26 protein-coding genes and 1 tRNA gene are annotated in these 25,319 nt (G+C 52.1%); 15 read left to right on the top strand and 12 right to left on the bottom strand.

Annotated features, from left to right (window positions below):
- Window positions 1-39 precede the first annotated feature (39 nt).
- The 6 genes from JR338_06775 (at window position 40) to JR338_06750 (ending at window position 3,718) form a co-directional block, all read left to right on the top strand.
- A complete protein-coding gene (locus JR338_06775; protein ID QRN82147.1) occupies window positions 40-579 on the top strand; it encodes an isochorismatase family protein in 540 nt (179 codons plus the stop codon).
- A gap of 109 nt (window positions 580-688) precedes the next feature.
- Window positions 689-1,156 (top strand): hypothetical protein, encoded by a 468-nt coding sequence (locus tag JR338_06770; GenBank protein QRN82146.1) that lies wholly within the window; start codon window positions 689-691, stop codon window positions 1,154-1,156.
- A 149-nt stretch (window positions 1,157-1,305) separates the two neighbouring features.
- Window positions 1,306-2,178, top strand: a complete 873-nt coding sequence (locus JR338_06765) for a hypothetical protein (GenBank protein QRN82145.1) — start codon at window positions 1,306-1,308, stop codon at window positions 2,176-2,178.
- A gap of 75 nt (window positions 2,179-2,253) precedes the next feature.
- A tRNA-Phe gene (locus tag JR338_06760) sits at window positions 2,254-2,326 on the top strand.
- A 185-nt stretch (window positions 2,327-2,511) separates the two neighbouring features.
- Window positions 2,512-2,970 carry a hypothetical protein gene (locus JR338_06755; protein ID QRN82144.1) on the top strand — a complete coding sequence of 153 codons (459 nt, stop codon included), beginning with the start codon at window positions 2,512-2,514 and terminating at the stop codon, window positions 2,968-2,970.
- Window positions 2,963-3,718, top strand: a complete 756-nt coding sequence (locus JR338_06750) for a nucleotidyl transferase AbiEii/AbiGii toxin family protein (GenBank protein QRN82143.1) — start codon at window positions 2,963-2,965, stop codon at window positions 3,716-3,718. Before JR338_06755 ends, JR338_06750 begins: the two co-directional genes overlap by 8 nt.
- 337 nt (window positions 3,719-4,055) lie before the next feature.
- On the opposite strand, the gene JR338_06745 is transcribed toward JR338_06750, so the two are convergent.
- Entirely contained in the window at window positions 4,056-4,748 is a 693-nt protein-coding gene (locus JR338_06745; protein ID QRN82142.1) for an aspartate/glutamate racemase family protein, read from the bottom strand.
- Window positions 4,749-4,782: 34 nt separating this feature from the next.
- Window positions 4,783-6,183: a Gfo/Idh/MocA family oxidoreductase gene (locus JR338_06740; protein QRN82141.1), complete on the bottom strand. Its 1,401-nt coding sequence runs from the start codon at window positions 6,181-6,183 to the stop codon at window positions 4,783-4,785.
- Window positions 6,184-6,276: 93 nt separating this feature from the next.
- On the opposite strand from JR338_06740, the gene JR338_06735 reads away from it, so the two are divergent.
- A complete protein-coding gene (locus tag JR338_06735) occupies window positions 6,277-7,020 on the top strand; it encodes a GNAT family N-acetyltransferase (protein ID QRN82140.1) in 744 nt (247 codons plus the stop codon).
- A 17-nt stretch (window positions 7,021-7,037) separates the two neighbouring features.
- Here JR338_06735 and JR338_06730 read toward each other — a convergent pair whose 3' ends face one another.
- Window positions 7,038-8,948 (bottom strand): ABC transporter ATP-binding protein, encoded by a 1,911-nt coding sequence (locus JR338_06730; GenBank protein ID QRN84377.1) that lies wholly within the window; start codon window positions 8,946-8,948, stop codon window positions 7,038-7,040.
- A gap of 95 nt (window positions 8,949-9,043) precedes the next feature.
- Here JR338_06730 and JR338_06725 point away from each other — a divergent pair, with 95 nt between their 5' ends.
- The 3 genes from JR338_06725 to JR338_06715 are packed head-to-tail and all read left to right on the top strand — an operon-like array spanning window position 9,044 to window position 10,322.
- Window positions 9,044-9,547 (top strand): DinB family protein, encoded by a 504-nt coding sequence (locus tag JR338_06725; protein ID QRN82139.1) that lies wholly within the window; start codon window positions 9,044-9,046, stop codon window positions 9,545-9,547.
- Window positions 9,548-9,574: 27 nt separating this feature from the next.
- Window positions 9,575-9,946, top strand: a complete 372-nt coding sequence (locus JR338_06720) for a VOC family protein (protein QRN82138.1) — start codon at window positions 9,575-9,577, stop codon at window positions 9,944-9,946.
- A gap of 10 nt (window positions 9,947-9,956) precedes the next feature.
- Window positions 9,957-10,322, top strand: a complete 366-nt coding sequence (locus JR338_06715) for a DUF1801 domain-containing protein (GenBank protein QRN82137.1) — start codon at window positions 9,957-9,959, stop codon at window positions 10,320-10,322.
- Between the two features lie 37 nt (window positions 10,323-10,359).
- On the opposite strand, the gene JR338_06710 is transcribed toward JR338_06715, so the two are convergent.
- The 4 genes from JR338_06710 to JR338_06695 all read right to left on the bottom strand — a co-directional run bounded on the left by JR338_06710 (window position 10,360) and on the right by JR338_06695 (window position 14,790).
- Entirely contained in the window at window positions 10,360-11,901 is a 1,542-nt protein-coding gene (locus JR338_06710; GenBank protein QRN82136.1) for a PAS domain-containing protein, read from the bottom strand.
- Window positions 11,902-11,978: 77 nt separating this feature from the next.
- Window positions 11,979-12,227, bottom strand: a complete 249-nt coding sequence (locus JR338_06705; protein QRN82135.1) for a hypothetical protein — start codon at window positions 12,225-12,227, stop codon at window positions 11,979-11,981.
- 112 nt (window positions 12,228-12,339) lie between these two features.
- Complete coding sequence (locus tag JR338_06700; GenBank protein ID QRN82134.1) at window positions 12,340-13,353, bottom strand: nitrogen fixation protein NifH; 1,014 nt, start codon at window positions 13,351-13,353, stop codon at window positions 12,340-12,342.
- A gap of 108 nt (window positions 13,354-13,461) precedes the next feature.
- Complete coding sequence (locus JR338_06695) at window positions 13,462-14,790, bottom strand: acetyl ornithine aminotransferase family protein (protein ID QRN82133.1); 1,329 nt, start codon at window positions 14,788-14,790, stop codon at window positions 13,462-13,464.
- Between the two features lie 458 nt (window positions 14,791-15,248).
- Here JR338_06695 and JR338_06690 point away from each other — a divergent pair, with 458 nt between their 5' ends.
- The 4 genes from JR338_06690 (at window position 15,249) to JR338_06675 (ending at window position 19,893) form a co-directional block, all read left to right on the top strand.
- Window positions 15,249-16,577 carry a YvcK family protein gene (locus JR338_06690; protein QRN82132.1) on the top strand — a complete coding sequence of 443 codons (1,329 nt, stop codon included), beginning with the start codon at window positions 15,249-15,251 and terminating at the stop codon, window positions 16,575-16,577.
- Between the two features lie 92 nt (window positions 16,578-16,669).
- Complete coding sequence (gene gap, locus JR338_06685; GenBank protein QRN82131.1) at window positions 16,670-17,701, top strand: type I glyceraldehyde-3-phosphate dehydrogenase; 1,032 nt, start codon at window positions 16,670-16,672, stop codon at window positions 17,699-17,701.
- An 86-nt stretch (window positions 17,702-17,787) separates the two neighbouring features.
- Window positions 17,788-18,963 carry a phosphoglycerate kinase gene (locus JR338_06680; protein ID QRN82130.1) on the top strand — a complete coding sequence of 392 codons (1,176 nt, stop codon included), beginning with the start codon at window positions 17,788-17,790 and terminating at the stop codon, window positions 18,961-18,963.
- Between the two features lie 168 nt (window positions 18,964-19,131).
- Window positions 19,132-19,893 (top strand): triose-phosphate isomerase, encoded by a 762-nt coding sequence (locus JR338_06675; protein ID QRN82129.1) that lies wholly within the window; start codon window positions 19,132-19,134, stop codon window positions 19,891-19,893.
- A 298-nt stretch (window positions 19,894-20,191) separates the two neighbouring features.
- Here the strand turns inward: JR338_06675 and upp are convergent, their stop codons facing one another.
- Genes upp through JR338_06650 form a run of 5 tightly spaced genes read right to left on the bottom strand, consistent with a single transcriptional unit; the run spans window position 20,192 to window position 24,468 of the window.
- Complete coding sequence (gene upp, locus JR338_06670) at window positions 20,192-20,815, bottom strand: uracil phosphoribosyltransferase (GenBank protein QRN82128.1); 624 nt, start codon at window positions 20,813-20,815, stop codon at window positions 20,192-20,194.
- A 24-nt stretch (window positions 20,816-20,839) separates the two neighbouring features.
- Window positions 20,840-21,280, bottom strand: a complete 441-nt coding sequence (locus JR338_06665; GenBank protein ID QRN82127.1) for a hypothetical protein — start codon at window positions 21,278-21,280, stop codon at window positions 20,840-20,842.
- A complete protein-coding gene (locus JR338_06660) occupies window positions 21,280-22,050 on the bottom strand; it encodes a class I SAM-dependent methyltransferase (protein ID QRN82126.1) in 771 nt (256 codons plus the stop codon). The genes JR338_06665 and JR338_06660 overlap by 1 nt, the downstream gene beginning before the upstream one ends.
- Before the next feature lies 1 nt (window position 22,051).
- Window positions 22,052-23,167 carry a hypothetical protein gene (locus JR338_06655; protein ID QRN82125.1) on the bottom strand — a complete coding sequence of 372 codons (1,116 nt, stop codon included), beginning with the start codon at window positions 23,165-23,167 and terminating at the stop codon, window positions 22,052-22,054.
- Entirely contained in the window at window positions 23,164-24,468 is a 1,305-nt protein-coding gene (locus JR338_06650) for a hypothetical protein (protein ID QRN82124.1), read from the bottom strand. The genes JR338_06655 and JR338_06650 overlap by 4 nt, the downstream gene beginning before the upstream one ends.
- Window positions 24,469-24,622: 154 nt before the next feature.
- Between JR338_06650 and JR338_06645 the strand changes: the two genes are divergently transcribed.
- Complete coding sequence (locus JR338_06645) at window positions 24,623-25,111, top strand: NYN domain-containing protein (GenBank protein ID QRN82123.1); 489 nt, start codon at window positions 24,623-24,625, stop codon at window positions 25,109-25,111.
- Window positions 25,112-25,319 lie beyond the last annotated feature (208 nt).

The raw sequence follows: 25,319 nt of genomic DNA, 5'->3' as shown, positions 1-25,319 counted from the left end.
AAAGGTATAATCCCTGAAAATCAAATTATCGGAGGCAAGATGTTAAATCCCGTTGATGCGGCGTTGGTATTGGTGGATTTTCAGGGGCGTTTGGCACAAATTGTGGACCGATCTGAATTGGTGGTTCCCAATCTGATGCGCCTGGTCAAAGGCGCACAGGCACTGGAAATGCCGATCCTGGCGACCGTACAGGTGCCGGATAAGCTGGGGCCAGCCCTGCCAGAGCTGAGCGAATCCCTGGGTGATACGCCGATCATCTCCAAAGCGGCTTTCAGCGCCGTGCGTGAACCAGAGTTTATGCTGGCTCTCAAACAATCCGGCCGCAAGCAGTTCATTCTCGGCGGGATTGAGGCACATGTCTGCGTGCTGCAGACCGGGTTGGACCTGCTGGATGCGGGTTATGAGGTCCATATCCTCAGCGATGCAGCGTTCTCCCGCACGGCTGAAAACCATGATCTGGCCCTGGGTCGGATGCACGATGCCGGTGCGACGGTCTCCAGTGTGGAAATTGCGCTGTTTGAATTGATCCGCACCTCGACAAACCCGGCCTTCCGAACGATCTCAAAGCTGGTTAAATAGCCCCAATTACCTCTAAGAATTGCCTATTTTCAAAACATCCTTTGCCGTGTTAGAATGAAGTCAGTAAGACATGTCTCTTCAACAGCCTGCTGGACTAGAGAGGATAGATATGCCTGTCATCCAAAAACTTCGTAAATGGCACTTCTTATTGTTAGGCGGAACGCTGATTCTGGTTGCCGCATATCTTTGGTATTGGGACTGGATCAGCCTCGGCATCCCTTCACCGCTGCGCGCGGAACATTTCATCACGATTCTGACCTATGTGGTCGGGTTGTTCGTGCTGGGGATCTTCGTTTACCGGTTGAGCCGTAAACAGGTCACGATCATGCTGATTGGCCTGGTCGCAGTAAATTTGTTGGCTGTGCTGGTCACAGTCTGGATTTACCGCACCTATCCGGCGTTTTTTGAGCTGATCCGACATAAGTCAATAGATGTGTATGATCCTGTCTATGTGGCAGAATGGGAGAACTGTTTCATCATGCCCGCGCTGGTGAGTATGCATATTGGCCTCGTGGTGCTTTGGTTGGAATCGCTGGTGATGTTCCTGGTGCGCAAGCCGACGGATAATCCCGAATAATCTCTCCATCAAACAGATCAATGGTGGCATAATTAAACCTTCGATTTGGTTTTTCACGAATCGGAAGTAAAATTGGATTCCTGCATTTAATTAAGATGAACCCTGCGGACAATCTCTTCGGCAGGCTCAATGAAGAAATGGAGTGATGAATGAAGAATCGACGAAATCGGCTGTTCCTGATCAGCGGAATGGTGTTGATAATGGTGATGGCCCTCTCGGCTTGTTCCACCGAAAACACGGCGACTGAGGTTACCGGTGGCAGTGAAGTAGGCTCGGATGCCGGCACGATTACCGGTGAACTGAGCTATCCCGGTGAGACTATGCCTTCTCAGCGTGTGGTCGCTTTTGATATCACAGACCCCACAATTTATTACTACGTTGAAATTGCGGATGGCGGCAGCTACAGCCTGGACGTCCCCGCTGGGATGTACGTGATTTCAGCTTATCCAATTGATCCTATTTCAGCCGGGGCTGCCCCCGGTTTTTGGGCCGGTTATTCCAAGGCTGTGGCTTGCGGCTTGACTGCAGATTGCACCGATCATGGATTGAAACCTATTTCGGTCGAGGCTGGCGAAGTGGTGGCCGGGATTGACCCTGCGGATTGGTACGCCGAAGCAGGACAGGATAAGGGCTGGCTTTCTGACCCAATGAATAACGATTTGGGTTCGATCACTGGCAGCCTGGGCTATCCCAGCGAATCCATCCCGCCGCTGCGGGTGGTGGCTTTTGATGTGAATAGTGACGAGTTCTTCTATACCGATACTGCGTTAAACCAAACCGAATTTATCCTCACCAGCATCCCATCCGGGACCTATCAGGTCGTGGCATATGTGCTTGAGGGTGATAATCATCTGGGCGGCGGTTATTCCAATTTTGTGACCTGTGGCTTATCGGTGGATTGCACCGATCACAACCTGATTGATGTGTTGGTCTATCCTGGCTTGGAGACATTTAACATCAATCCGGTGGATTGGTATGCGCTGCCAACCGATGCACGCTGGCCTGCTTTTCCTAATCCCTAAATTTCCAGGTTTGCTTGACAAGGATGGACTGAACGGTTAAAATCATGTTCACGCTCACGCAAGGAAGCGTCATAAGCCGAGTTAGCTCAGTTGGTAGAGCACGCGACTGAAAATCGCGGTGTCCACAGTTCGATTCTGTGACTCGGCACCTTGTATTTAAGTCCCATGTTTTCATAAACATGGGATTTTTTATTGTAGAGCGGCTGAGGTGGGTAATCTGCTTGACAAAGGAGTTTAGTTGTTATATCCTATACATATATGTATAGGATAAACAAACTGTTCGAAATTAAGCGCCACATTTTTCATACGAATGATCTTGCTATTCTTTGGGAAATGGAAAATCGTCAGACTTTGTACCAAACCATCTCCCGTTATTTAAAGAAAGGCATATTATTCCCTGTCTATAAAGGGTTGTATGCTACGATTCCGGTTAATGAACTCGATCCATTAGATCTAGGTCCGGCGGTTATTCACCGTTTTACTTACCTTTCAACTGAAACCATATTGGCCCAGGGTGGGGTCATTTCTCAATCAATATATGATTTTACATATATCGCTGATATTTCAAAAAGGGTTTCCGTAGGCCAATGGACCTTTCATTACCGCCAAATGAAGGAAGGTTATCTCTTTAATCCGATTGGGATCGATTCAACATCAACCCATTTTTTTGCAACTCTTGAACGGGCTGCTGCGGATATGCTCTATTATGTACCAAATTACCATTTTGATTCACCAGAGTTGTTAGATTTGGATAGAATGAAGGAAATTCAAGAAAAGGTGGGATATGATTGAAAACTATCTGAGGCCTGAGGATCTTTACCACAAATCCCAGCTTAATCGGCTCCTGATCGAAATCGTAGATAAGCCAATTCTGGCGAATTCACTTGCCTTTAAAGGTGGAACTTGCGCTGCGATGTTGGGTTATTTAGATCGGTTCTCAGTGGATCTGGATTTTGACCAGTTAACTGGGACGGATACCAGCTTAATCAGACAGGCCTTTGAGGAAATCTTTGTTCGTTTAGGTTTTGAATTGTTGGTAGCCTTCGATACCGCTTTGATTTTCCAATTGAGGTATCCCAATGAACCAGGCAAGCGGAACAAGCTCAAAGTGTTTGCAAATTCATTAATTGTTAGGGCCGACCAATATAAAGTGCATTTCTTCCCTGAAATTGATCGCTTAGTGAATTGCCAAACGATTGAAACCATGTTTGCTAATAAACTTGTTGCATTAAGCGATCGTTTCAAATTACATGGATCAATTGCCGCGCGCGACCTTTATGATGTCCATCACTTTTTTATAAAAGGCTATTCGTATAATTCGGATGTCATTATCGAGCGGACCGGCTATAGCCCGAAAGACTATTTTATTTCCCTTCAGGTTTTTATCAGGGAGCATATTACACAGCGCATGGTGAATGAGGATCTTAATTCCTTGTTGCCAAATCAGAAATTTCAGAGTCTCCGTAAACTCCTTATCCCTGAAACCCTTTCACTTCTTAAAGGCGAAGTATCACGATTATCAAATTCCGGGAAAAATTAATATACTGGATAATAATAAGAATAAATCCGAGCGTGGAGGAGAGAACCAATGTTTGTGGGGTTCAAGAAGCGAATCTTAGTAGATACATCCAGTGAAGAAGCCAGAAGGGTCACAGCTTTGCTGGATGAGCATAAGATCAAGTATGAATTTCGTACCAGACGGCCACGGGGCTCCGTGGGTACCGCACTGGATGCGCGAGCCTATGCTCGGGGGAATATATCCATGTATAAAGGTGCCACTCAACCGATTTTTATCTATATGGTTTATGTCAAGCGTAAAGACTTCGACAGGGCGAAGGAAGTGTTGTATTCGCGATAGCGATTGACGGCCTGTCAGGTTAACTCAAAGCCCAGTTCACTGCTGCTTCTGCATGGATTCGGGTTGTATCAAACACAGGGATGTCCACATCCGCTTGTTTGACCAGCAATGGGATCTCTGTGCAGCCTAGTACGACACCCTGGGCACCCTTTTCTCTTAGTTTAGCAATGATGGTCAGGAAAGCCTGGCGTGATTCCGGGTTGATCACCCCTTTGACTAATTCGCCGTAGATCGTTTTATGAACGATCTCCCGATCAGCCTCATCCGGGATCACCACATTTAACCCAAAGCGCTCATTCAAGCGTTTGCCGTAGAAGTCGCCTTCCATGGTGAATTTTGTGCCGAAAAGTCCAACGGTATCCAATCCCTGTGCCTGAATGGCTTCACCGGCAGCATCTGCGATATGGAGCAGGGGGATTTGGATGGCGGCCTGCATCTCAGGGGCCATCTTGTGCATCGTGTTGGTGCAGATGATCAGCATTTCAGCCCCGCCCGCCTCAATCCGTTTGGCGGCGGTGATCATCATCTCGGTCAACTTATCCCATTTATCCTGGTGCTGAAGTACCTCAATTTCATTAAAATCCACAGAGTACATCAGGCATTCTGCAGAGTGAAACCCGCCCAGCCGTGACTTCACGGCTTCATTCACGATCCGGTAATACTCCAGCGATGATTCCCAACTCATCCCGCCCAACATGCCAATGGTTTTCATGGTGTCTCCTCAAATCCTGAAAGTCTCAGGATGTCTAATGCTTTTGTTCGAATTGGGCCATATTGATGGTCATTTTCTCAAGTCGGGATTCCTCCGCAGCGAAAGCCATCAAATGGCTTTCAAGCGAATCGCGGGCACTGGTCAGCGGCTGGACTTCGCCGCGCATTACCTGAACAAAGTGATGCATCAGGCCGGCGTCCCCGCCGCCGTGACCGGAACTCTGGTCCACATCGGAGGCAAATTGGTAGCGTTCCACCTCGCCCGAAACGTGTTCATGCACTTCCAGCCAGGCTGCGCTGGTGGCGAATTTACCTTTTAAGGTAGCCCGCGAGCCGTCAATCCGCAGGGTGCGTCCCTCTTCTTCGGAGTGACCGTGCATTGTGAGTGTGGCAGTGACGGCGTTCTTGAAGGTGATATTCACCACCTGATGATCCACGACATCGTTATCGCAATGGTACACACATCGCCCATAAGGCCCGGTGCGCAGCGCCTCCATCACGGCGGCATTGCTCTCGGGGTCATCGGTGATCACGTTGCGCGGCCAATCATGGTAATTAACCAGGGCATTGACGACGGGGACCACGGCAGCGATCGCTTTGGTCAGTCCGGGGTGGTGGAGTGAGAGATTGCCTATAACCTTAAGTGGAAGCCGTTTGGACCGGCTGACTGCCATTTTGATCGGGACGTTATCCCGATAGATGCGCGGGGCATAGAAGGGGCAGTTGGCTTTTACCGGACAGCCGTCCGTGCAGCGAGCCGGGGCACCCTCTGGGGCATTCTCCGGACGGTAATAGAGCAGATTGCCGGATGAACTGAGGTTCTCCGGGTGGCTGTCCATCCACCAATAGAGCAGGTCCAGGTCATGGCAGCACTTAGCCAGGATCATCGGTGCGGCGATCTCGGTATTCCGCCAGTTGCCGCGCACATAGCTATGGGCCATGTGGTAATAGGAGACGTTTTCGGAGTGCGAGATATTGACTACCTTGCCCAACCGGCCGGATTTGATGATCTCATTGACCTTGGTGAAGAAATCCGTGAAGCGCAGCACATGGCAGATGACCAGCGTGCGTCCGAGTTTTTCAGCGGTGCGGATGATCTCCAGCGTTTCTTGCAGGGTAGGGGCGATGGGCTTTTCGAGCAGCATGTCATACCCGGCTTGCAGGGCGGCAATAGCTGAATCGTGATGCATTTCATCCTGGGTGGCATCGAGCACGGCATCTGCAGGAATATTCGCTTCAAGAGCTTCTTGCCAGGTGTTGAATTGCAGATCTGTGGGGATTTGGTGATCGCGGGCGAATTTCTCCCGGCGGATGGGGTCGGGTTCGGCCACGGCAATGAACTTAACTTCATCGGGGTGGGCTATCGCATACCGCCCATAGGAATCTGCGCCGCGGTTGCCCGCACCAAAAAGCAATAATCGAACCGGTTGATCCAAAGAAACCTCCTCGCCTGTTAGCTGCTCGGATTTGATTATATCATCCTGGTTTTTTTGCCGGTGATAAAATGGAGGAGAGCAGAAAGGATCATCATGAAAATTGACCATATTTCTCGAATTGAAGAAGTTGCCCTGAATGCTTGGCCTTCACCGCGCCAGATGGTGTATGACGGCTGGTTATTACGTTTCACCGGTGGCCCTTCCAAACGGGTCAATTCCGCGAATGTCCTTTATCCTTCCAGGCTGTCCTTGCCCGAAAAGATCAAATACTGTGAGGCGGTTTATGCTCAGGCGGAGCTGCCTCCACTTTTCCGGGTCCCTACGCCATTCAGCACGCCGGAGCTGGAGCAATCTCTGCTGGCGGCAGGATACCACTCTTTTGATGAGACCTATGTCCTGACCTGTGAACTGGCTGCTACAGATCCTGTGCCAGAGAATTTGTGGGTTCAAGCTTTCTCGGTTGATGAATGGATTCCCTATAAGGGCAGCATATGCGGCACCCAGCCCGGGCCTCTTTCGCGGCAACAACAAATTCTGCATTGCATTGTGCCGCAGACAACGCTGATCGTGCTGTTTGCCGGAGAGCAGCCCGTAGCCTGCGGAATGGGTGTTCTCGAAGGTGACTTGCTGGGCTTCTTCAGCATCTATACCCATCACGATGTGCGCCGGATGGGCTATGCACGGGTGGTGATGTCCGCCCTGACGAGTTGGGGCTTGCAGGGCGGCGCAAAACTCGGTTATTTACAGGTGGAAGGCTGCAACCAGCCGGCTAGAGCGCTCTACCGGCAACTGGGTTTTGAGCTGTGTTATCCCTACGAATATTACAAAAAAGAATAAATGAATTTAGGCGAAGGTCACTTGTTGAACTGGGTTTCATAGAGGTGGGCATAGAGACCGTTCAAACCCAGTAGTTCCTCATGCGTGCCTTGCTCGATAATCCGGCCTTTATCCATTACCAGAATCATATCCGCAGAGAGGATTGTACTCAGCCGGTGGGCGATCACGATACTGGTGCGGTTGGCATACATCCGTCCCAGGGCCTCCTGGATCAGGGCTTCGGATTCGCTATCCAGGTTGCTGGTCGCTTCATCCAGAATCATAATCCTGGGATCTTTAAGCAGCACCCGCGCCAGGGCAAGCCGCTGTTTTTCACCGCCGCTCAGGCGATAACCCCGTTCCCCCACAACCGTATAATAGCCATCCGGCAGTTCAGCTATGAATTGGTGGATGTTGGCTGCTTTGGTCGCCGCCACCAGGTCCTCATCGCTGGCATCTGGTTTGGCATAGAGCAGGTTTGCTTTGATGGTGTCATGGAAGAGATAGGTCTCCTGAGTGACCATGCCGATCGCTTTGGCGATGTCATCCAATCTCAAGTCGCATAAGTTATGCCCGTCCAATAGAATTGCACCATCCGTGGGGTCATAGAGTCGGGGGATCAGATAGGTCAGGGTGGTCTTTCCCGCGCCGCTTGGGCCCACCAGCGCGACAAGCTGGCCGGGAAGGGCAGTGAAGTTGATATCAACCAGGGCCAGCTCTCTTGCCTGGCTCCCGGACTGGCTCAAAATGCTTTTGCCTTGCTCTGTGTCTTCTGTGAGAATCCCTCCTACTTTCTCCACGGCATAGGGCCGGTCCACATCATGTAATAAACCGGTTTCGCTGTCCGGATATTTGAAGAATAGATGGTCAAAACGGATTTCACCTTGAACATCCTTAAGGGCGATGGGATCTTCCTTGTCCTGAATATCCACTGGCAGGTCGAGGACTTCAAAGACCCGCTCGAAGCTGACCATTGAGGTGGCAAATTCCACGGGGGCGTTGATCAGGCCCTGGAAGGAGGTGAATAGCCGGGAGAGGTAATCGCCGAAGGCAATGATCGTTCCGAGGGTAAAGGCATTGATGATAACCAGGTAACCCCCGACGCCATAAACGAGTGAGGAGATCACAGCGGTCAGCAGGCTGATGATGACCATGAAGATCACACCAATGGTCGCTCGCTGAACACCCAGGCTGCGGACTTCATTCGCTCGGCGGCCAAACCGTTCCACTTCAATGTCACGCCGGCCAAACAGCTTTACCAGTAAAGCGCCGCCGATATTCAGCGTTTCATTGAGTGTGGCGTTCATCCTGGCGATTGTTTCAAGCTGTTTTCGGGCGATATCCCGTAAGAGCTTGCCTATCTTGCGGGCAGTGAAGATGAAAATTGGCAGAATGAGGATCCCAAGGAGGGTTAAGTGCCACTCCAGGGTCAACATCATAACGAGGGTCGCAATAACAGAAATCAGGTTGGTCACCATGGTGACCAGGGTGCGGCTGAGGGCGACCTGTGCGCCGACCACATCATTATTCATCCGGCTGATCAGTTCACCGAGGTGGGTGTGGGTATAAAACCGCAGGGACATCCGCTGCAGGTGTTCATAGAGGCCCACCCGCAGGTCAAAGATCACGCCTTCGCCGACTTGTGAAAGCAGGCGGCGGGTGATGATTTGAAAAAGGCCGCTCACAATCGGCAGGATCAACAGCCCCAACGCCGCCAGGATCAGGTTATGAATATTTTTTTCAGGGATGGCATGGTCGATGATATAGCGCAGGATAAGGGGGGAAAGCAGCGCAACCCCGGTATAGATCAGAATGGTTGCCAGGCTGCCGATGAGTAACCAGCGGTATGGCTTCGCGTAGGTTAGCACTCGTTTGACTAACGCCCAGGAAAGCTGGGGTTTTTCTTCAGAGGCGTTAATATAGCTTCGCCAGTTTTTTCGTCGCATCATCATGTAGCGCTCTCTTTGGGTGTTGTTTTGGTGATCTGTTGTCTATTATACTCAGAGATAGGATGGCCTAATCCTTATCCAAGGAGAACGATGATATGGACTCGATTAGCTATTTGAAGAAGCAGTTGGAAAGTATGTGGAGTCTCCAAAAATCTGCCGTAGGCAGCGTGACAGATGAGATTCTGATGCGGCTGCCAACTGGGACCGCTTCGCCAATTGGCGTGATCTGGCTGCACATGATCAATTCCCAGGATAATTTCACCGGGATGCTCTCCCCAAAAACGTCACTTTGGCAACGAGGCTGGGCTGAGAAATTTGACCTTGCGCAGGCACCCGATATTGGTGACGATTGGACGCCATATTATGAAACCTCCCTCACGGTTGATTTATTGACCGCCTATGGTGAGGCGGTTCAACAATTTACGCAGGAGACGCTTGAAGAGATTGATGAGCATTCACTGGATGAGACCGTTCGGATGTTCACTGACCAGGACCCCAAGGCGGATGTTTGGGTTTTGATGATTGCCCATACCCTCCTGCACTGCGGGGAGATTGCTATTTTGAAAGGCATTTTTGGCGAAAAGGGGCTGCCTTTCTAAGGGTTAGTAAGGCGAAAGGATGGCATTATGGAGCTAGGTGTTTTCTCGGTTAGTTTAGCTGTTCAAGATATTGAAAAATCCCGAAATTTCTACCAGAAGCTTGGGTTTGATGTGGTTGGCGGTGACCCGGATCAAAAATGGCTGATCTTGCGGAATAGGGAGTGTACGATTGGTTTGTTTGAGGGCATGTTTGATAAGAATATCCTGACTTTCAACCCTGGATGGGATTATCAGGCAAAAGACCTTGATACATTCACCGATATTCGTGACTTGCAAGTGGAGCTTAAAGACGCTGGACTGAATTTGGCAACAGAGGTCGAACCGGAGTCAACAGGCCCGGCGAATATCATGTTGCTTGACCCTGATGGCAACCCGATCTTGATTGACCAACATCGGTAGAGGAGGCAGGATGAACAGCCAAGCCAAGACAATTGAAGCCTATTTGCAGGATATCCCATCTGACCGACGGGAAGTTTTGGCCCAGTTGGATCAGCTATGCAGACAGGTTCTACATGGTTATCAGCCCTCTATGGATTACGGAATGCCATGCTATCGAAAACCCGGCGGTGAGATTGAAGTGGCCTTTGCCAGCCAAAAGAACTATATCTCAATTTACATCTTAAAAAATGAAATACTGGATCAATATCGGGATGAGCTGAGTCATCTCTCTTTGGGGAAGGGCTGCATTCGTTATCGCAAACCGGAACAGATGGATTTTTCTTTGGTGGAAAAAATACTCATAGATACCCTACAGTCCACAGCCGGGGCGTGTTAATTACTTACTGATAAAATGGGGGAGAGGGAAAGAAATTCTAATCTTTCGGCAGGGAGAAACAGATCCGTGCGCCGGCTGTGGCTTTGGGGTCTGCCCACATGCGGCCGCCGTGCGCTTCAATAATCGCCCGGGCCAGGTAGAGCCCCAGACCCGCGCCTTTGGTCTTGCGGCTGGTGTCGGGGGCACGATAGAAACGGTCGAAGATATAGGGCAGGTCACCGGGGTTGATGCCGGGGCCTTCATCCGAGACGCAGATGATCACCTGATCGGGATGGTTTTGGCCGCTTATATGGATCTCGCCATTGGGGGAGTATTTAATCGCATTGGACAGCAGGTTCGTGAGGACTTGTTCGATCCGTACCTCATCAACCATCACTACCGGGAAGCTTTCAGGAATATCAACGATGATCTGATGTTTATCCGTTTGGGTCTGGAACCGGGTGGCCAGCCGGATAGCCATCGTGTAGAACGAGAGATCAGTTTTCTGCAGCTGCATTCCGCCTGCTTGCAAGCGGGAGGCTTCCAGCAGGTTCTCGATCAGGCCGGTCAGGCGGTCCGCTTCTTCTTCGATCACCTCAAGGCTGTCATCCATGATCTTGCTATCCCACTCTACGTCTTTGCGGCGTAAGGTGCTGACATAACCTTTGATCAGGGCCACAGGGGTCTTTAGTTCATGGCTGACGATGGATATGAACTCACTTTTGAGTTCATCCGCCTGGCGGAAGCGTGTGATATCACGCACGGTGACGATGATATTGATCAGGGTGCCGTCCATTGAGAGCAGGGGGGCATAGGTGATCCCGACCGGCAGGGGTTGCAATCCATTGGGACGAACGATATCGCCTTCAACGTAAAGATGGGCCTGGGGTGAAAGCGGCCAGCCGCCGGCTTCCGCCTTGTCCAGGGTGATCCCATGAGGGGGCTGTTTCCATTGGATGATTTCGCCATGGTCCTTTTCCTGAAGCTGCGCTTGAGATAGTCCGTACATTCGGGCAAAAGCGGCATTTGATCGCTCGATGGAATGGTTAGGGTTTAGGATCAGGATGCCGTCAGCGGCGGAATCCAGCATGGTATCTGTGCGTTGCTTTTCACGGCTGACCTCAGAATAGAGTCGCGCATTCCTGACGGCGATGGCGGCCTGGTTGGCGAAGCTGGAAAGCAGGGAGCGGTCATTGGTTGAGAACATCCCCCGATAGTTCCGGAAGATGTAGATCAGTCCGATGACTTCCTTATTGGCAATTAGAGGCAGGCCAACAGCCGTGTGATTCCCCATGCTGATCTGCTGGAGCAGGTTATTGATCTCCGGGATCAGGACCTCGTCCGAATCCTTCATCGGCGGGATCTTGTTCAGCCAGCGATTGAGGAAATGCTGGATCGGTTCAGGCAGCCCATTGGAGACGGCCAATGACCAGAGGCCTTTGGCATTGGTTAACGCAATAAAACCGGCATGGCCAGCCATCATTTCAATCGCATATTTCAGGATCTGGCCTAAAAGTTTGTCCAGGTCCAGCTCTTCAGTCAGCGAACGGGAGATCTCAAGCAGATAATCCCGTTGACGCACGCGGATATCAGGTAACATGAACTAATTTTAGCCCAGTTTTGTTACAGGAATATAAGAAATGTTGATCCTGACCGGCAGGCAGGGTTTGGGAAGGGTTATTCTTCTTTGTGCTGGGCTTTGATGATGATGTCAATGACGGAGATGATGATACCCACGCCCAGCAGGGCATAACCGATGAAGCGGTTGTCCTCAAAGAGCATTCCGGCGATGATGAAGGCGAAGGCAACCCCGGTTAGAGGGCTGAGCCGCTTACGTTCCGAGCTGCGCTTGATGAGAAACACAAACGCGACAATCGTCACAAGGGCCAGAATTGAAATGATCATAAAGATTGTTCCGGCTGGCATACAAGCCTCCTTTGATTAACTTTACTATTATTTCATTAATTGATTATCGCAAAATAAACCTGTTTTGTCTCCCTTCCTGGGAAGGGTTGACAGTAATGCAGGAGGGTTGCTGTTATTTTTGGGAAAGGCTGTGCAGTACTCTGGCTGCCCGATAGGTGACCCATTTATTAGGCGCTTTCTTCGGTCCGAAACCGACCCAGGTTTTCCCTGTGTAGTCATATTCCATATGCCAACGTTGATCTTCCCCGCCTTTTTCCACGATCAGCGCCAATGTGGGTACCATTCGGGGGTCATTGCCATAGCCAAGGTTGACCAGAGCTTCGGCTAGCTGCAGCAGGTCAGTGACATAGAAAATCGGGAAGCCAAATTTCCACCAGTTGCCGCTGGGTTTATCATTCCACCCGTTTGGATAGGGCACTTCGCTCGGGTCGCCGCTGAAAAGGAAATCCACCCCTCGGTCAATGGCCCTTTGGATCAACGGGGTGCGCTTGACTTTGGGGAGCTTGCTGAAGGCTAACATGACCTTGACCGCGCCCCAGGCGCAGGCTAGCTTGTTGTTAGCGCCGCAGAGGAAATCCGGGCCGTATTTACCGGAATAGTAACGAAGGGGCGAGCTTTTATCCCCCATCGGTGCGACCCCTTCACCGGTCAGGCTGCGGGCCATCCACTCATAGGCCAGGTCCAGCCTCGAGTCCTGAACACCCAGGTCAAGCAGCGCGCTGCAGAGGTTGCCCTGGATGCAGTCCGCCGTGCTGCCGGGTGTACCGGAAGCGGAGAATTGGCCGTATTCCGTAAGGGTATTGTTCAGGACATATTCACAAGCCGTGGCGATGCGGGGATGAGCCTGAATGGAGGCGCCAAGTTGGCCCAGCAGGATCACCGACCAGACCGTACTGGTGTATTTAGGGAGGTACCCCGGCCCCGGTTCGACCCAATAGCCCTCGGGCGCCATTTGGTGAAGAACGGTGGCGATGGGGCCATTCTTATGGGCAGCTTCAGCGGCCTTATCTAACTCAGGTTGGGACGTTTCCAGCAGGTCACGCAGCGCGAGATAGCGGACGCCGGGTGTGTTTTCTTCAGTTAACCAATGGATTGTTTCTTGGGAAAGGGTGAATGGCGTTGGCATGCTGCACCTCCTTGAATTATTCAGATCATAAAAGCGGGGATGAAGCGGCAATCAAAACCGGAGGCTGATCTCAGCCTCCGGTTAATTATAGTCCTGTTCGAATTTCTGTTAGATCAGGCCGTGTTTCTTTTCGGCCAGGGTGATCGCTTCTTCAAAGATTGCCATGGCATCATCCACTTCACTCTTCGTGACAGACAGCGGTGGCGCAATGCGGATCACACTTTGCCCGCAGCCCAGGGTCAGCAGACCTCGCTCAAAGGCGAAATCGACAACATCATCGCGCAAAGCGACGGCAGGTTCCTTGGTTTCATGGTCAAGGACGAATTCCACCCCGATCATCAGCCCGATGCCGCGCACAATGCCGATGCTGGGATGTCGGGCCATAATCTCGGCCAGAACATCCTGGGCGTAGTCTCCGATGTCCTTAGCGTTCTTGAGATATTGCTTTTGGATCAGGTCAATGGTTGCCAGGGAGGCAACGCACGACAATGGGTTGCCGCCATAGGTGTTCCCGTGGGAGCCCTTCGGCCAGTCCATGAGCTCTTTCTTGGCGATCATTGCGCCCAACGGAACGCCGGAGGCGATCCCTTTGGCGCTGGTGATGATATCCGGTTCCACATCGAAATTCTCAATGGCCCACCACTTACCGGTGCGGCCCATACCGGATTGGACTTCGTCGGCAATCATCAGGATGCCGTGTTTATCGCAGAGTTTTCGCAACGCGGGGAAGAAATCCGGGGGTGGTACGATGTAACCGCCTTCACCCTGGATTGGTTCGATCAAGAAGCCGGCGATATCTCTTGGCGGCACGATCCGAGCCAGGATCTCTTCTTCAATATAACGGACCACCGCTTCGCCATAACCTTCGCCTTTGCGCTGCACGAGTACAGGCCGATAGGGATCGGGGAAAGGCACATGCACAACCCCATTCATCAAGGGGAAAAAGCCACCTTTGTAATGGGATTTGCTGGCGGTAAACGAAACGGCTCCCATTGTCCGCCCATGAAAAGCACCGAGAAAGCCGATGAACTGTGAGCGTCCGGTGTGATATCGGGCCAGTTTGATGGCTGATTCAACGCTTTCGGTGCCTGAATTGGTCATGAAGGAACAGGCAGGACCTTCAAAGGGCGCGATTTCGTTCAGCTTTTCCGCCAAACGCACCCAGGATTCGTGATAGAAATCTGATGAGATATGAATGAAATTTTCCGCTTGTTTCTGGATGGCTTGAACAACCTGGGGATGGCTGTGTCCGGTGGCAACAACCGCGATTCCTGCTGCGAAGTCGAGGAACCTGTTTCCGTCAACATCCCAGACTTCCGTCCCTGCGCCATGATCCATCACAAAGGGATACCCCCGCGGGTAAGAGGGTGAAATAAATTGCCGGTCGCGTTCGATAATCGCTTGCGCTTTTGGCCCCGGTAGCTTAAGCGGTTTCATATGTTGATACCTCCATATCAATGTTAGGGTGCATTGTTCGCCTGGTGAGAATTCAAGAGAATGGCGAACTCGCTTTGGTTCGGAGATTATAACACTGGTGGCATTTATGGTGAATGGGGAAAAGGCCCAGGATGTAGGGTGCGCTCAAAAATGGAGCGCACCAAATTGTGAAGTATTTCATTGGTGCGCAGAAAGGTACTGCACACCCTACGAATGGTCATAAATCAATTCCACAAGGTGTAGGGTGCGAGCGCACCAGCAGGTTAAACAAAGGTGCGCAGAAAGGCGCTGCACACCATACGAATGGTCATAAAATATTTCAGCAAAGTGTAGGGTGAGCTCTATGTTTGAGCGCACCAGATCGGTTGAAAAATGGTATGGAAAAAGGTACGGTGAACCCTTAAATTCAAAATGGTTTTATTGACGTGACCCCTGAATCCTGCTATGATTCATACGATATGCAAGAACCGAATAAGGGCTTTTTCTCCCGGCTTTGGGATAATATCCGCCGGGAATTGCAATGGTTTCGACCGGGTCTGGGGTATAAGCGCTGGTTGATCCTCGTTTTTTTAGGGACAACGCTCTTGAGCGTTGGCCTTGCATTGTTCTTATTGGATATCTATCGTAACGCACCAGAAACCTGGTGGCTTCCCGTTCTCTCAACTTTATCACTGCGCTTCCTTGACCGTCCCATCCGGGTGATCATTTTCGGTGGGATTGGTGTGATTCTGGTGATGGTTGGTGTTTGGGGTTCCAACCGTTCCTTGCTGCGGCCCTTTGTCCCGCCCGGCAAGCCCCTGATTGAGGCACTGGAAAGTTACAGGCGCAGAGATCGCGGCCCCCGGGTCGTGGTGATCGGCGGGGGGCATGGCCTGGCGGCTTTGTTGCGCGGGCTCAAGGAATATACCCATAACCTTACGGCCATCGTGACTGTGGCGGATGACGGTGGCTCTTCTGGTGAGATCCGGCGGGATATGGGAATCCTGCCGCCAGGTGATATCCGTAACTGTCTGGCTGCGATGAGCAACAACGAGGATTTGTTATCTCAAGTCTTCCAATACCGCTTTACGACGGGGAAGGGGTTGGAGGGACACTCTCTCGGCAACCTCTTCATCACTGCGCTGACCGAAGTAACCGGCAGCTTTGAGGAAGCCGTGGCGGAATCAGGCCGGGTTTTGGCGGTCTATGGTCAGGTTTTACCTGCGACGTTGACCGATGTGCGTTTGCTGGCCGACCTGGAAGATAAGAATGGCAAAATCATCCACGTCTCCGGTGAGACTAATATCCGTGAGACGGAAGGCAAAGTGAAGCAAGTCTGGCTGGACCCAGCCAACACTCCTGCTTTTCCCCCAGCGATTTCAGCCATTCTCAGCGCTGACCTAATCCTGATTGGCCCAGGCAGCCTCTATTCCAGTATGCTGCCCAACCTTTTAGTGCGGGACCTCTCAGAAGCCGTCCGTGCCAGCCGGGCTTTGAAGTTTTTCATCTGCAACGTTGCCACTGAACGTGGTGAGACGGATGGATTCAGCTGCTATGACCATGTTAGGACGGTTGAAGAGCATGTCGGCGAGGGGATGTTTGATCTGGTGATTTGCAATAACCACTTCAAGGGTCACCTGGGTCATGATGTGGAATGGGTCAGGATGGACCAGAAACTGATTGAGCATACAGCCGTTTATTGTGGTGACCTGATCGATCCAGACTATCCCTGGCGCCATAATTCCACTCTGTTGGCTAAGACGGTGATGAATTTATTCTATGAACGCACCGGCCCGCTGATAGAATAATGACAGAAATTATCGGGAAACATATCATCTAGACAGGTGAATAAGTAATGGTAAAATTTAATTCGGTAATACAATTTATTTAGGAGGTAGAAATGGCAATTAGAGTTGGTATTAATGGTTTCGGCCGCATTGGCCGTCAGGTCTTGAAAGCGATTAAGGAACGACATCCCGACGCGCTGGAAGTTGTGGCAGTCAATGACTTATTTGACGCAGACATTAATGCGTATTTATTCAAACATGACTCCAACTATGGCATTTATAATGGCACCGTGGAAGTCAAAGAGGGCAACATCGTTGTGGATGGCAAGGAAATCAAAGTCCTTTCCGAACGCAACCCTAATAACTTACCCTGGAAGCAGCTGGGTGTGGATATCGTCATCGAATCCACCGGTGTATTCCGCGATGGTAAGAGCACCGATGCCAAACCCGGCGCTGATGCACACATCGTTGGCGGCGGCGCCAAGAAGGTCATCATCTCTGCTCCAGCGAAGAATGAAGATTTCACGGTCGTGTTGGGCGTCAATGACGAACTCTATGACCCCGAGAAGCACAACATCGTTTCCAATGCCTCTTGTACAACCAACTGTTTGGCCCCCGCAGCCAAGATTGTGCATGACAACTTCACCATCAAACGCGGTTTGATGACCACGATCCACTCCTACACCAATGATCAGAAGATCCTGGACCTGGCTCATAAAGACAAACGCCGCTCCCGCGCTGCTGCCCTGAACATTATCCCCACCACCACCGGCGCTGCCAAGGCTGTTGCCCTGGTGATCCCTGACCTCAAGGGCAAATTCGATGGTTATGCGCTGCGCGTTCCCACCCCCACCGTTTCCATTGTGGACTTCGTTGCTGAAACTGAAAAACCCACCACCGCTGAAGAACTGAATTCTCTCTTCAAGGCTGCTTCTGAAGGCGCCATGAACGGCATTTTGGGTTATTCCACCGAAGCTTTGGTTTCCATGGACCTCAAGGGCGATTCCCATTCCTCCATCATCGATGCTGACTTGACCACCGTTATGGATGGCAACTTCGTCAAAGTCGTGACCTGGTACGACAATGAATGGGGTTACTCCTGCCGGACTTCCGACCTCGCAGCATTGATGGCGAAGTATCTCTAGTCCTTAATTTTTTAGCCAAACCATTAATGCGTAATGTGTACCGACAAAGTCACATTACGCATTTTTTAAAGGAGCACTGAAAGCATATGTTCAATAAGAAAATGGTTACTGATTTTGATGTGAAGGGTAAGAGAGTCCTGGTGCGCGTGGACTTCAATGTCCCTTTGAAAGATGGCCAGGTTGCTGATGACACCCGCATCAAAGCCGCTTTGCCCACCATCAACTACCTGGTGGAAAATGGCGCGGCCGTGGTCCTTTGTTCGCATTTGGGGCGCCCCAAAGGTGAGGCGAAGCCTGAATTCAGCCTCAAACCCGTTGCGGAATATCTCGGTGGTCTGATCTCAGCCCCGGTCAAATATGCAGAAGACTGCATCGGCCCCAAGGCTGATGAAGCTGCCGCTGCATTGAAAGCCGGTAAGGTTCTCGTTTTGGAGAACACCCGCTTCCATGCTGGTGAGAAGAAGAATGACCCTGAGATGGCGAAAGCCCTGGCTTCTTTGGCGGAGCTTTATGTGGATGATGCCTTTGGTACTTCCCACCGGGCGCATGCTTCGAACGTGGGCGTGACGGAATATCTCCCCGCAGCCGCCGGTTTCCTTTTGGAAAAGGAAATCCAATATCTTGGCAATACGATTGCCGACCCCAAACGCCCCTTTGTGGCGATCCTGGGCGGCGCCAAGGTCAGTGACAAGATCGGCGTGATCGAGAACCTGCTGGATAAAGCCGACAAGATCCTGATCGGTGGCGGCATGGCCAACACCTTCTTCAAGGCACAGGGCTTTGACATGGCCGATTCACTGGTTGAAGAGGATGCCCTTGAAACAGCCAAGATGCTGCTCGCCAAAGCGGGCGGTAAGCTGGTGCTGCCGGTGGATGTGGTCATTGCCGATGCCTTTGCGGAAGACGCCAATGCCAAGACAATGGACCTTGGCGATGTGCCCGCTGGCTGGCGGATCCTTGATATCGGCCCCAAGACGGTTGCCGCTTTCGATGAGATTATCAGCAAAGCTGGCACCGTGGTCTGGAATGGACCGATGGGCGTCTTTGAGTTTGATAAGTTTGCCAAGGGTACCTTTGCCGTTGCTGATGCGCTGGCCAAGAGCGACGCGATCAGCATTGTAGGTGGCGGCGATTCCGCTTCCGCTATCCAAAAATCCGGCCTGGCCGACAAGATCACCCATATCTCCACGGGTGGCGGTGCCTCGCTGGAAATGCTGGAAGGCAAGGTTCTCCCTGGCCTGGCAGCCTTGAACGATAAATAGGAACACAATCTCTGATGAACTAATAACAGCCCGTGGTATTATTCTGCGGGCTGTTTTTAAGTACTTGTTTGAGTAATATCTTATACATCCCAGAGAAGTTTGCTGGTAGAATCACACTGGTTTAAATTAGGCCATTATTGAAAATCTTTATAATGAAAGTGAGTGGACATGCGTAAAATGTTTGTTGCTGGAAACTGGAAAATGAATATGACCATTGCGGACGCCAAAGCCTTGGTGACCGAAATGCTGCCTGAATTGGAACAGATTCCTAATGTGGATATGGCTGTTTGCCCGTCCTACCTGGCCGTCCCCGCTGTTGCAGAACTCTGCAAGGGCAGCAAGGTGAAGGTTGGCGCACAGAATGTCTATTGGGAAGAAAAAGGGGCTTACACCGGTGAGGTGGCTCCCGGCATGGTGGCGGAAATTTGTGACTATGTGATCGTCGGCCACTCAGAACGCCGCCAGTACTTTGGTGAGACGGATGAAACCGTGAATAAACGGCTCAAAGCTGCACTGGCTGTTGGTTTGAAGGTGATCGTCTGCGTGGGTGAGACTCTTGAGGAAAATGAATCAGGTCAGACCCAGTCAGTCGTTTCCCGCCAGCTCAAGGGCGGTCTGGCTGACATTACCGCGGAACAGGCTGAAAGCATTACGATTGCCTATGAACCCGTTTGGGCAATCGGCACCGGCCGTTCAGCAACCCCTGAAGATGCCAACAACGTGCATAAAGACGTTATTCGTCCGTTGCTCAAGGAACTGTTTGGTGAGGCTCGCGCCGAATCCATGCGGATCCAATATGGCGGCTCCATCAAACCCGGAAACGCGAAGGAACTCTTCTCGATGTCCGATATTGATGGCGGTTTGATCGGTGGCGCTGCGCTCAAGGCTGCTTCCTTCTGGGCGATCGTCAAGGCTGCTTCCGAAGTCTAAAATCAATAACCTTAAAAAATAAAATAGACGCCGTAAGGCGTCTATTTTTTTGTCATTGGTTGGGTGATGATGTGGCATTTCGCTATCTCTCACCTCATCCGGCACTGCGTGCCACCTTCCCCTCTCCCAAAGGGACTGCGTCGCAGAGCTCCTTGAGGGGAAGGCTAATTATCTTATAGGTCACGCTTTCAGCGTGACGCTTTCCTACCCTCTAGTCATGCAGGTTCGATCATTGATCTCACCAAACATGACCTACATTTCCCAAATTGTAGTTCACGCTTTCAGCGTGACAATTCTCTTAGGTGCCAAACTGGCGGTCCCCGGCATCGCCCAGGCCGGGGACAATGTAACCATTCTCGTTCAGGTGGTCATCAATCGCCGCCAGGTGAATCGGCACGTCAGGATGAGCTTCGTGCAGGCGCTGGATGCCTTCCGGGGCACCGATCAGCCCCACAAACTTGATCTTGTTTACGCCCCAGTTTTTGAGGATATCTACTGTGGCTACAGCGGAGCCGCCGGTGGCCAGCATCGGGTCAAGGATCAGGCAGACTGCCACGGTGGGGGCCACGGGTAGTTTGTTGTAATACGCCACGGGTTTCAGGGTGCGCTCATCACGGTACAGGCCAATATGCCAGACCTCAGCGGAGGGCATCAATTCCCAGACGCCTTCCACCATGCCCAGCCCGGCCCGCAGGATCGGCACCAGGCCAATCTGCTCTTTCAGGTGGTCACCCTGGGCCTGGACCATCGGGGTGGTCACGTCCACTTTGCTGGTTGCAAGGTCGGCGGTGGCCTCGTATGTCAATAATGCGCCCAGCTCCCGCACCAGTTCGCGGAATTTCTTGGGTTCGGTGGTTACCGACCGCAGCAGGGTCAGTTTATGTTTCACTAATGGGTGTTGCGATTCAAATACATTTTCCATAATGCCTCGGTTTAAACCTAAATCTTACTTGTCAATCTTTATCTGAACAGTATCGTCACTAAGTGTATCACCGGCTGTCTTGGGCTGGCAAGCATGACGGCTGTAAATGAAGATCAGCAGCCAAAGCGCCCACAGGAACAGGGTAGAGCCGATCAGATATTTGAAGTGCAGAGGGTCCCGCATCACACGGTAAAACATGGCAGCGGCATAGGCCCCCCAGGAGATCACCTGCAGGACGAATGCTACCCACCGGCCGCCTCGGCAACCTTTCTTTTCAAGCTTCAGCCAATTGAAGCCCAGCGGGGGCAGGACTGTGGTCAGCAGGGAGGCTGTCATGGCGAAGGCCATCAGCCATAGTGATAGCTCGATGCCGTTGAAGATCAACGCCACAACGCTGCCCGCCAAAAACAGCAGGAAAGAAAATGTTTGGAAAAATTCAGAGAGTGAAAAATCCATTCTTTTCATCAGTCACCTTCTTTTTGAGCCATGATCAGGAAGCGGTGGGCGGTTGCGACGAACTCGCCCTGCCGCTCGATGATGTTATGCAGCCTGACCAGTTTATCATGGCTGGTCTGGGGGTCAAACCCCTCAATTTGCCAGGGGATTGCCTTGAGGTAATAAACCACAGCGCCGATATCCCGGAAAGAGGAGCGGAGGGCGGCTTTTTCCGCCCGTGAGACCTGGAAACCTGCTTCGTATAGCCCTGTGAGTGCTTCAGCCAGTCCCCAATGTAGAAAGGGGAAAGAAAGTTGGTCCTCCAGAGTCTGATTCAGTTCAAGATTGTCCAGACCGCCCACCTGTTGGGTGATGAAGAGCCCGCCAGGCTTGAGGATGCGGTGAATCTCTTCCGGGGCGTAAGACTCGTGTCGGTTGATGACCAAATCGAATTGCCCGTTGCTGAAAGGCAGGTTGGGCTTGTCATCGATAGCGTGGACGGTGACGCCCATGGGTTCCAGCCGCTGCCGGGCGATGATTTGGTTGGGAGGGTAGGCCTCGGTGGCGTGGGTGTTACTTGGCAGGGGGCCTAGGTCGGCAAGCAGCTCACCCCCGCCTGTCCCCAGATCCAACAGGGATTGGGTTGAGACAAAATGGGAGCGGACGATTTCAGGATAGTCCCAAGGGGTATCTTCCTGAACCAGTCGACCTTCCAGCCAGCAGAAATCCCAACCCTCGAAATGGGCTTCCAGGGCGTCAGCGACCAGCCGGTCGAACTGTTCAGGGTGAACCATTTCCATCTTAGAACCTAGGTCCTTTGGCGATGCGCGGGCCGGTTTGGTTAGCGTTCCACTGGCGGGGCTGTACGAGAGGGAAGATCGCGCCGATCCCGGTCAGCACGCCGAGAACGCCCAGAATGCCGGCAATGATGCTGGCAGCCGGCAGGACGAGAGTTAGCAGAAAACCCAGCAGGGCCAACAGGATCAATCCTCCGGCTACTGCGGCGATGATCCCGGCGATCTTGCCGCCGCGCTTCGGTGAAGCCAGCAGAGGCCCTTGAATCGCTCCGGTGACACCGTTGACGATCAGGATTTGTTTCTCACCCTCGTCATCAGTGTAATGGGTGGCAAAAAGCGGCAGCAGGAATTGGGTCCAATTCAGGTTGGTGTATTCCGCCTTGATCGAGAAATTGCGGAAGTGCTGCGCACCGGCCGCCTTCAGGCAGACGTCACCCGCCGCTTTTTCCACCGCGGGTCGGGCCAGGGGCCAGGCATCTTCCGGTGGGAAATCCGGCACTTCCAATAGGGCCTGGCTTTCCATGCCGGGTGAATAGGGCCTGGATTGTTCCAGAGGGTATTTGCCAGTCATTTGCAGCCGGTTCTGATATTCTTCCAGTGCCTGAGCGGCGATGTTATCAACATGGGTATTAATCCTGCCCAGCCTTGGCTCCCAGCGGACCCGGCCTTCAATTTGCTTGCTGGATTGCCACCGCCCGCCGTTGTAATATTCCTTGGCGCTTTCCACCTGGTAATCGAACCCGGCTTCCATCTGCCAGTGGCCCTGAACGTCGCTATCGACCAGCCAGAGCGGCCAAAAGACAGGGCGGGTGTTCCTGAGCAGTGATTCCGCCGTAAGGTCCTCAGGTTTGATCCAGACCCGGCTGACGGCATTGGCGTAGATCGAGGACAGATTGGCCTGGTTGATCCTGAAGGGCAGGATCTGCTCCGGCTCAGCAGCACGCATCCGCACGGGTTGCGGTTCGAGTGTGCCTTTGCGGCAGAGGGGGCAGAGTTGACCGAGTTGATCGGATTGGACGATATAGACCCGTCCACACTGCAGACAGCCCGCAGCCTGATGGTTCTCCGTCCAGAGGGACTGATTTACGTCAAAGATGGGGGTGGCGTCGATGGGTGTCATTTTGCCTCCGATTGCTGGGCTTTCCGATAGAGCAGGAAACTGAAGATGCCGCCCAGCACAAACAGGATGAAGCCTATTGCCAGGAGGATCACGCCTGCACCACCCAGGAGCATCAAAGGTAATCCGATCAAGCCCAGCAAGACGCCCGGTGCCAGCATAGCGCCAATCGCCAGCCAGATCTTCCACCAGGCGACGGGTTTTTGCCCGCCGACTACACCGGTCTGTCCGTTGACCATCACCTGATAGGTGTTCTCATTGGAGCGATAGGCCGCCACATAAACCGGCAGCAGCACATACCGCCAGGATTCATCCCTGAAATCGGCGCTCATGCTGAAATTGCGGACATGTGAGGTGGGGATGTCCTGATAGCAGGCTTTTTTGGCTTTCTCACGAATGCTGTTCTTGCCCACTTTCCAGGCTTCGGTCAGGGTTGTCTCATAGACCTGCGCCTGCCAGCCCGCCAGGTAATCCGGTTCATAGGTTTCAAGGCCGCTCATATTGAAATTAGAAATATCTTTCAAAATGCGCAGGCTGAGCCGTTTCGGCGAGGATCCAGTGACCAGATAATCATCAATTGATAGATGCACATCACCGTTTTGCCAGCGCCAGACGATCTGGGTACGCGTCTCCCAGCGTTTCTGGGAGGCGTTGTAATGACGCACGGTGTGTTCATAACCCACCTCTGCCCGCCACTTTGCATCCACCTCGGTATCAAAGGTCCAGAAGGGGAGGTAGATGCCCGTCAGCCTTCCGACGACGGTGGTCGCTGCCAGGTCGTCCGGGTGATACCAGCCCTTGCCCAGCCAGTCGACGACTAATAGTTTGGAACGGGCAGCGTCGATCGTGAAAGGGATCAGGAAACGAGGCCGCAGCTCTTCATTCAGGCTGGTGGTCACATTGACGTGATTGGACGCGCAATAGGGACAGGTGCTGGTCAGCGCGCCAAAGGGAATTGAGAGTTCGGCACCACAGGAGTCGCAGTGCAGGATCTGGCGCTTCTCTCCCCAGCCGCGTTCGGATTGGGAGATGGTGTCCAGTTTGAATTCGTATTCTTCCGCCGTCCGCCCAACATGGATGGCGTGCACCGGGGCGACATAACCGCAGAATTCACAAGCTACACCGCCAGCGGTAACATCATAGGCTGTGTTCGCACCGCAGTTGGGGCAGGAATACTTTTTAGGGCCGTCCGATTTGACGGTTTTGGGGATGGGTGCGAAGACCTCCACGCCCGAAACGGCGGATTCCACCTGGTGATATTGTTCAGGCGCGCTCCATTTTGTTTTGAGGTTTGCATCAGACATAGTGTTGACTCCATTGGTTTTATTTGACGTGCTTTGGTTTCATAAGAGCCAGGGCATGAAAATGCTCTTGTTCCATTATAAGATTAAATACCGCTGGAGAAGTCAGATTTTCTATGGTTTTGAGAAAAAGCGGCGGATGGGATAGAATAAGCCCATGCTGATATTGATTGATGGTCACAATCTGATCCCGAAGATCCCTGGGATGAGCCTCGCGGACTTAGATGATGAGAACCAGCTGATCCCGCTGCTTCAGACTTATTGCCGCAAGCGCAGAAACACGGTGGAGGTCTATTTTGACCGCGCGCCTGTCGGGAGGGCGGGCAAGCGGGGCTTTGGGCAGGTGAGTGCTTTCTTCGTCCGCGAGGGGATCACGGCGGATGAGGCGATCATGGCCCGCCTGAAAGCGCTGGGTAAACGGGCGCGCAACGTCAAGGTGGTCAGCTCCGATCGTCAGGTCCAAGCGGCCGTCCGCGGGGTGCACGCCGGGCTGGTTACCTCCGATGAATTCTCCCGTGAGCTACAGGCGATTATGGAAGAAACGCCATCCATTGACCCACGGAATCGGTTATTAAGCGACGATGAACTGACGGAATGGGAAGCGGTGTTTCGCAGGGGGCATCCACCTGTTGACAAAGGTCATTAATATTACTAATTAGGTCTAATTGGTATACTCTAATCTTATTTTAATGTATTAACGCCACACATTTAGTATAAATAATCATAGACACAAAACTTTATTGGTATTTGGTGTGTCTGCCACCCCGAAATCTGCAGTCTGTGCTAACAACTGTTGGATGGAAAAGGTGGTTTCCTCCCTGAAGATTGCCTGGCATGTCCCCCCCATGCCAGGC

The organism is Chloroflexota bacterium, from assembly GCA_016887485.1.
Lineage (GTDB): Bacteria > Chloroflexota > Anaerolineae > Anaerolineales > Anaerolineaceae > Brevifilum.
Note: the sequence above shows the minus strand (reverse complement) of the source record. Positions and strands in the feature narration are given on the sequence as shown.

Excerpts from the sequence above, each read along its gene's own strand:
- JR338_06665 (QRN82127.1), bottom strand. The coding sequence starts at position 21,280 with ATGAAAAGAATGGATTTTTCACTCTCTGAATTTTTCCAAACATTTTCT.
- JR338_06675 (QRN82129.1), top strand. The coding sequence starts at position 19,132 with ATGCGTAAAATGTTTGTTGCTGGAAACTGGAAAATGAATATGACCATT.
- JR338_06650 (QRN82124.1), bottom strand. The coding sequence starts at position 24,468 with ATGTCTGATGCAAACCTCAAAACAAAATGGAGCGCGCCTGAACAATAT.
- JR338_06765 (QRN82145.1), top strand. The coding sequence starts at position 1,306 with ATGAAGAATCGACGAAATCGGCTGTTCCTGATCAGCGGAATGGTGTTG.
- JR338_06745 (QRN82142.1), bottom strand. The coding sequence starts at position 4,748 with ATGAAAACCATTGGCATGTTGGGCGGGATGAGTTGGGAATCATCGCTG.
- JR338_06695 (QRN82133.1), bottom strand. The coding sequence starts at position 14,790 with ATGAAACCGCTTAAGCTACCGGGGCCAAAAGCGCAAGCGATTATCGAA.
- JR338_06705 (QRN82135.1), bottom strand. The coding sequence starts at position 12,227 with ATGCCAGCCGGAACAATCTTTATGATCATTTCAATTCTGGCCCTTGTG.
- JR338_06720 (QRN82138.1), top strand. The coding sequence starts at position 9,575 with ATGGAGCTAGGTGTTTTCTCGGTTAGTTTAGCTGTTCAAGATATTGAA.
- JR338_06775 (QRN82147.1), top strand. The coding sequence starts at position 40 with ATGTTAAATCCCGTTGATGCGGCGTTGGTATTGGTGGATTTTCAGGGG.
- gap (QRN82131.1), top strand. The coding sequence starts at position 16,670 with ATGGCAATTAGAGTTGGTATTAATGGTTTCGGCCGCATTGGCCGTCAG.
- JR338_06715 (QRN82137.1), top strand. The coding sequence starts at position 9,957 with ATGAACAGCCAAGCCAAGACAATTGAAGCCTATTTGCAGGATATCCCA.
- JR338_06700 (QRN82134.1), bottom strand. The coding sequence starts at position 13,353 with ATGCCAACGCCATTCACCCTTTCCCAAGAAACAATCCATTGGTTAACT.
- JR338_06755 (QRN82144.1), top strand. The coding sequence starts at position 2,512 with ATGGAAAATCGTCAGACTTTGTACCAAACCATCTCCCGTTATTTAAAG.
- upp (QRN82128.1), bottom strand. The coding sequence starts at position 20,815 with ATGGAAAATGTATTTGAATCGCAACACCCATTAGTGAAACATAAACTG.
- JR338_06750 (QRN82143.1), top strand. The coding sequence starts at position 2,963 with ATGATTGAAAACTATCTGAGGCCTGAGGATCTTTACCACAAATCCCAG.
- JR338_06735 (QRN82140.1), top strand. The coding sequence starts at position 6,277 with ATGAAAATTGACCATATTTCTCGAATTGAAGAAGTTGCCCTGAATGCT.
- JR338_06725 (QRN82139.1), top strand. The coding sequence starts at position 9,044 with ATGGACTCGATTAGCTATTTGAAGAAGCAGTTGGAAAGTATGTGGAGT.
- JR338_06710 (QRN82136.1), bottom strand. The coding sequence starts at position 11,901 with ATGTTACCTGATATCCGCGTGCGTCAACGGGATTATCTGCTTGAGATC.
- JR338_06730 (QRN84377.1), bottom strand. The coding sequence starts at position 8,948 with ATGATGCGACGAAAAAACTGGCGAAGCTATATTAACGCCTCTGAAGAA.
- JR338_06645 (QRN82123.1), top strand. The coding sequence starts at position 24,623 with ATGCTGATATTGATTGATGGTCACAATCTGATCCCGAAGATCCCTGGG.
- JR338_06770 (QRN82146.1), top strand. The coding sequence starts at position 689 with ATGCCTGTCATCCAAAAACTTCGTAAATGGCACTTCTTATTGTTAGGC.
- JR338_06660 (QRN82126.1), bottom strand. The coding sequence starts at position 22,050 with ATGGAAATGGTTCACCCTGAACAGTTCGACCGGCTGGTCGCTGACGCC.
- JR338_06655 (QRN82125.1), bottom strand. The coding sequence starts at position 23,167 with ATGACACCCATCGACGCCACCCCCATCTTTGACGTAAATCAGTCCCTC.
- JR338_06680 (QRN82130.1), top strand. The coding sequence starts at position 17,788 with ATGTTCAATAAGAAAATGGTTACTGATTTTGATGTGAAGGGTAAGAGA.
- JR338_06690 (QRN82132.1), top strand. The coding sequence starts at position 15,249 with ATGCAAGAACCGAATAAGGGCTTTTTCTCCCGGCTTTGGGATAATATC.